A 5,299-nucleotide genomic window follows, 5' to 3' on the forward strand; every position below is an offset into this window, starting at 1 on the left:
TGCGTGGAATTTAAGTGTTCACGATAAAACCGGAATCGGTGTTCACCATCACCGGAATACGCAATTCACAAAGTCTGGCGCATCTGCACACATCCACCTTGCATAATGAATGTCAATCATCGCAGTGCTTTCGTGACCTAATTGTCTAGCTATCCATTCTTTAGATATACCAGACGTGAGCGCTTGGCTTGCAAAAGTGTGCCTAAGTTGCCCAGCGCCTCGATGCTTCACCTCGGCCGATATTAAGAATGGTGTGAAAAACGTTTTATTAAATTGTTTCGCACTTAAAAACGGCTGATTTGTCTGAGTGTTGTAGAAAACGAGTGATAAATTTTCTATTTTTTTGGTTTTATTGTCGCGTTGTAACACCGAAATCTTTCTTGGCTTTCGATGTCCAGTTATCAATTTTTGTTGTGTTAATATGCTAATAGCAGAAGCACATAACTCAACTGTGCGTTGTGACCCAGGTGTTTTTGGTGTTTTATATTGCTTGTCGACTAATGCAATTCTGACTTTGAGTTTTGCGTTAATAAAGTCAATATCTTCCCAGCTTATTGCCAACAACTCACTTATACGAAGCCCCGTGAGTGCACATAACTGAAAAGCATTTTTCCCTGATAAACATCTAACGTTTGTTTGTGCTAACGCTGTTAATTCAGCTCGAGTGAAAGGACTAGGCTCAGCGTGGCAAACTGATAGGTTTTGAATTCCATCCATCGGGTTCCGAGTGATTAGACCATCACGAAATGCATTGTTGAATATTGCACGCAGAATGATATAAAACTCATTGATCGACTTGTTTGCATAGCTTTTATGTAACTTTTGACGCAACTGAATAATGTCGCTGTGCGTGACAGAATCAATATAACGTTGTCCGAACAACTTAATGATTTTTGATGCTTTGCAGCGTTCAGAACGTAATGTTGATGGAGCTACCTCATGTGTTCTTGATGATAAATATTGCTTAACATAATTGGAGACTGTTAAATCTTTCATTGCTTAACCTACGCAGGTCTTTGCCCGCTTTTTCTTAAGCGCAGATTAACAGATATTGAAACATACACAATACAAAAGTTAATAATAAATCGTTATATTTCAATTGATTATATGCCATTAACATTTAAAAAAGTCAATATTACAACGTCGTGAACAAAATAAAACATTACATAATCACAGTGTTAAATGTCATAGCGAACACGTTTAACATGACTGAAATCATCGTCAACAATTTATATTATGAGTAAATTATTTTTTGAATATGTTGAAAAAAGGCTGAGGGGGAGGAAGTATTAACGGTTCGTCATGACACAGTAACGTTACCGACATTGTTGAGCTGTCATAGCATGCAGTAACTTAGTCAACTTTACAGTCATCACTTTCAATACAAACAAAGTATCGCTAAATGACATTGTATATTGATGGGCAAAAATTATATTTGGCAGCTTTACCCACCTTAGCCGTTTATCTTGTGCTTAAGTGGCTTTTGCAAGTTTGAATCATACATAAAAAGCATTGATAATCGATATACCGCAAAATACTGTCATAGAGTTGTTCTAGACGTGCTTCGATAAGATTATTCTCGTAACTGCATTACGCAGCATATCGCCTCTTCTAAGGTTAAATAAACCTTCACTTTACTCAACAATCTTGTGTCTCAAGCTATTCAACCTCGAGTAAGATCGCTTTCTCGTCTGGGATTAAATCATGCACTGAGCATTCAAGAATCGCTGCAATAACATACACTTTCTCTAAGCTGATGCTTTTCTCACCGCGCTCTACGATACCAATATAGTTGAGGCTAAAGCCGCATTGCTGTGACAGGTCTTTCTGAAGTATGTCTTTTTCTTTTCTTTTTTCTGCGAGTTTTTTTCCAAACTCAATCGCAATCTTTTTTTTCATTCTTATCTTGTAGATTAAATTAAAACACACTATAGTGTGTTTTATGGTGATTAATCACTTAGCTAATATCAGTTTGCCGCTGCCTTATTAGCTAAACGCTCGCCCAGGGATGCTAGCATCCCTGGGTTTATTTACTCACAACTCGAATCCTTCAAAATGACACAAGTTGATTTTATAGACATTATTAATAAACATTGCCCCGTCGTGTTTACTACGGAATATTTGTTACAAGCCCTTATCTATACGTATGAGACTGAAGATGCTGCCATTCTTCGAAAATGCATGCATAACCACTTGTATCAATTAGAAAAACACCGCTTTGTGAAACGGCTTTCTCCTAAAAGAAGTCGCAACGCACAATATGAACAACGATTCAGTCTACAAGCCCCAATTCATATGCAGCCCAAAAGGCCAGACGGTACTTTACATAAGCACACTGATAATCAGAGCATGGTAAAAAACCACTATAATGTACTTCAGCAACATATCAAGCAGTTAACACATAAACTCAATGCTTTTAAATTGCTTAGTCATAAGTTTCATTTATATAGCCCCATCATCAATGGCAAAATCAAGGTGTTAGATACCGAGCTATATGCAAAAGGCATTGAGCTCAATGCCGTCAATGAATTGATAGATGAAATCAAAAAGTGCAGTAGAGGTTGAACGTAAGTTAGCAAAAGTGATTATTGACTAAACTATACTATTCGCACCGTAGGGGAAATCGTCATTAGGCTAACGGCATTTGCCGTTGAAAATGTTGGGTGGAATAGAGCTTGGTAATTAAAATTGTCGTCAAGGCGCTGTAAAGTCACCGGCGTTGTTACGCTGTCATGCCATAAGATAACTTAATTATCGTCGCATTAATCATGTCCAAACCGATAATGGTATCTAGCAGCGTTATCGGTTGTTGATTAGCAAACGCCTGGTTGGGTGTCTTTAGCCATAAAAGCATTCTATCTTGCGTACCAAAGTACTCTGTTCCTGCTTGAATAGTACTGATGAGCATCAACACACGCTCGGTCGCGATGGCTGGCAACAGCTTATCGTAAAGTCTTAATTTTACCCCTAATACTGTTTCTAATTCACGCCTAGATAAGCCCGTAAACGTCATCGCATTAGCTAGCATGTCAGCGGTTACCCCCTGCCGAATAAGCTCTATATCGCTATATGAGTCACGATTAAGGTGCTCGATGCTTGTACCAACCAATACTGAAAACGCTTCATTTAACATATAGAGCAACTCCAACAGAAAATGGTATTTGATAGCAGTATAAGTGAAATTCAAAAGCCTGAAGACCTAATTTATTAATGCATCAATAGGGGCTCAACATCTTTCGCTTCATACACACTTGTGAACATTTCTGCGTTACAAAGAGCGAACAAAGTTAGGTTTTCAGATAACTTCTAGTCTCCCAATTACCTACAACTCGTCTAATAACTGAGCACCAAAATCAATTTCTACACTTTCAACTAAACTTTCAGCACTTCTACGCATACTTGCTGTGAGCGGCACTAATTTGTCGGGGTGTTGTTGCATGTCATTTTCAAGAATAGATAAAAAACTTTCCAATTCAGCGGTATTAGGTATTGCATCAAACAATCCTTCGATTGTCTTTAAAGCGGCACGATATTCATCATCAGAACTCAGAGATATCTCATCGTGACCAGTAATAATTTCATTTCCGACAGAAGGAGAATCAAGCCATGCAGTTAAATCATCAGGAACTGGTGCCGTTGCGTCACATTTTAAAAGCAATATATTGAGTTTAGTATTCTTCATCATCAATTCTTCTCTTTGAATCGTCACTATTAGAGTAGCAACTCCCGACTCTGTGGTATTACTAAAATTTGATCGACTGATTTGTGCTTAGTTTCTTATTGCTAAGCTATCCTGTCACACTTTTGGACAGAAACAAGTTAGATTGCCAACTCTAATTGGTGAGTATCGGATTAAAATTTATATGGAGATAACGCCGCTTTCTGCGAAAAGTTGTCCAACAGCAGTGCTTTGTTAAATGCTTGATATCAGGATTGTGAGATCAAACCCATTAAACTCATGGTTTGGCCAATGCTTTACAACCAAGGCGATTGTTTTACCCTCAACTTTCTCAGAATATGAATTACAACCTGAAATAGCACTTTTCATCTCATCGGATAAAGGTAGCCCTAAACTAGAGATACTCAAGGCTTCCGCCATAGCTTCTAATTTTTCACATGCCTGATCTGTTCTGGAAGCATCATTCACGTAAACTCTAAGCTTCAGCACTTTAACAACGTCTTCAGAACCTTCAATATAATAAGCGATTTTATCAGGGATAATACCATCACTAAATTCTTTCATTGGGGATGATGCAAACCATTCGTCTTCGAACGATCTATTATAGAATCCAGTGTTCACCCCTTCGTTTACGAGAAATTCTTTGGCTTTGTAGGGGCTCCAACCTTGCTCTTTTGGTACTTCCTTTGGATTTTTCTCAGAATGTCTCACTTTAAATATATATTTAAAGGTATCAATCAGATCCGAGTGTGATTCTATGCTTGCTTTGGCGACTTGAAATGACCACCGTTCAAGCAGGCTGAGCCGAAAATTAAACAATATAAATGCATAGAATTTAGCCGCATATCTATGGAGCCGGCTCTTTATTGAAAACTTTAGACGAACAAAAACCTGCTCATATGTTGAATAAACCAACATAAAGAAAACAAATGGTAAGTAACAGAGAGTAAGCAATGGTGGAACAAAGAAGTCGTATGCAGTTTTTTCTTTCCCAAACTCACCAAAATCGCTCATTAACATGTACAAAGTATAAACGATTAAGACTATCCCGAAAGAGGATAGGCAATACTCTAGAACAACCTTTACCTGATGATGTTTTTTGTCGGTTTCAGCAATAGTCAGCATAGCTCCCAATAATGCTAAAACCGGAACTAGCAGAACCTCGATCCAAAGAGCGAAAGTATATACACCAACGACAAATTGAAGAATCGCTAGTAGTTTCAAGTTACCTAAAACTGAGTGCTTGAAAAAATGCTTATCTTTTTTGATTTTTTCAAGCTTAAATAGCGACATGAAACCAACAGAAACGCACCAAAAAATAGTATTTTTTAGCTGTTCAAAATTCCATAGTTCCAACTCAGAAAGCCAGCAAATGACAATCGCCATGTAAGCAACCATCAAACAAAGGACAGTCATTATTTTTCTAACAAATAAAGCTGCTAGGACACCTTTGAAGCCATTTCTGACCTCTGCCATTTTCGAGGAAGAAAAAATGTAAATCGAAATTGCCAGAAGCCATAACGCAATCGGCGTTTTTCAAGGTAGTTGTCGCCTAAACTGTTAAGCTGCTTCTTTTTTGTTCTCTGGGTTTAACTCCACCTCACCGATTTCATCCCAGTT

Annotated in this window: 6 protein-coding genes; 1 reads left to right on the forward strand and 5 read right to left on the reverse strand. The window is 37.9% G+C overall.

Annotation, left to right across the window (positions count from 1 at the left end; all coding sequences use genetic code 11):
- Nucleotides 1-48 precede the first annotated feature (48 nt).
- Together IEY42_RS21565 and IEY42_RS21570 are read right to left on the reverse strand one after the other, a co-directional pair.
- A complete protein-coding gene (locus tag IEY42_RS21565) occupies nucleotides 49-996 on the reverse strand; it encodes a tyrosine-type recombinase/integrase (RefSeq protein ID WP_188927247.1) in 948 nt (315 codons plus the stop codon).
- A gap of 663 nt (nucleotides 997-1,659) precedes the next feature.
- Nucleotides 1,660-1,899, reverse strand: coding sequence for a helix-turn-helix domain-containing protein (locus tag IEY42_RS21570; RefSeq protein ID WP_188739076.1), 240 nt, complete (start codon nucleotides 1,897-1,899; stop codon nucleotides 1,660-1,662).
- A gap of 156 nt (nucleotides 1,900-2,055) precedes the next feature.
- Between IEY42_RS21570 and IEY42_RS21575 the strand changes: the two genes are divergently transcribed.
- The gene (locus IEY42_RS21575) at nucleotides 2,056-2,565 is read left to right on the forward strand and encodes a hypothetical protein (RefSeq protein WP_188739077.1); all 510 of its coding nucleotides are present in this window, start codon (nucleotides 2,056-2,058) and stop codon (nucleotides 2,563-2,565) included.
- Nucleotides 2,566-2,722: 157 nt separating this feature from the next.
- Here IEY42_RS21575 and IEY42_RS21580 read toward each other — a convergent pair whose 3' ends face one another.
- From IEY42_RS21580 to IEY42_RS21590, 3 genes are all read right to left on the reverse strand, one after another.
- Nucleotides 2,723-3,133, reverse strand: coding sequence for an Xre family toxin-antitoxin system antitoxin (locus IEY42_RS21580; RefSeq protein WP_188739078.1), 411 nt, complete (start codon nucleotides 3,131-3,133; stop codon nucleotides 2,723-2,725).
- Nucleotides 3,134-3,322: 189 nt separating this feature from the next.
- A complete protein-coding gene (locus IEY42_RS21585; RefSeq protein ID WP_229780245.1) occupies nucleotides 3,323-3,685 on the reverse strand; it encodes an AbrB/MazE/SpoVT family DNA-binding domain-containing protein in 363 nt (120 codons plus the stop codon).
- A gap of 228 nt (nucleotides 3,686-3,913) precedes the next feature.
- Nucleotides 3,914-5,065, reverse strand: coding sequence for a hypothetical protein (locus IEY42_RS21590; RefSeq protein WP_229780247.1), 1,152 nt, complete (start codon nucleotides 5,063-5,065; stop codon nucleotides 3,914-3,916).
- Nucleotides 5,066-5,299 lie beyond the last annotated feature (234 nt).

The organism is Shewanella algicola (assembly GCF_014648035.1).
Taxonomy (GTDB): domain Bacteria; phylum Pseudomonadota; class Gammaproteobacteria; order Enterobacterales; family Shewanellaceae; genus Shewanella; species Shewanella algicola.

Coding starts and splice junctions, on each gene's coding strand:
- IEY42_RS21590 (WP_229780247.1), bottom strand. CDS start 5,065: ATGGCGATTGTCATTTGCTGGCTTTCTGAGTTGGAACTATGGAATTTT.
- IEY42_RS21580 (WP_188739078.1), bottom strand. CDS start 3,133: ATGTTAAATGAAGCGTTTTCAGTATTGGTTGGTACAAGCATCGAGCAC.
- IEY42_RS21570 (WP_188739076.1), bottom strand. CDS start 1,899: ATGAAAAAAAAGATTGCGATTGAGTTTGGAAAAAAACTCGCAGAAAAA.
- IEY42_RS21565 (WP_188927247.1), bottom strand. CDS start 996: ATGAAAGATTTAACAGTCTCCAATTATGTTAAGCAATATTTATCATCA.
- IEY42_RS21575 (WP_188739077.1), top strand. CDS start 2,056: ATGACACAAGTTGATTTTATAGACATTATTAATAAACATTGCCCCGTC.
- IEY42_RS21585 (WP_229780245.1), bottom strand. CDS start 3,685: ATGATGAAGAATACTAAACTCAATATATTGCTTTTAAAATGTGACGCA.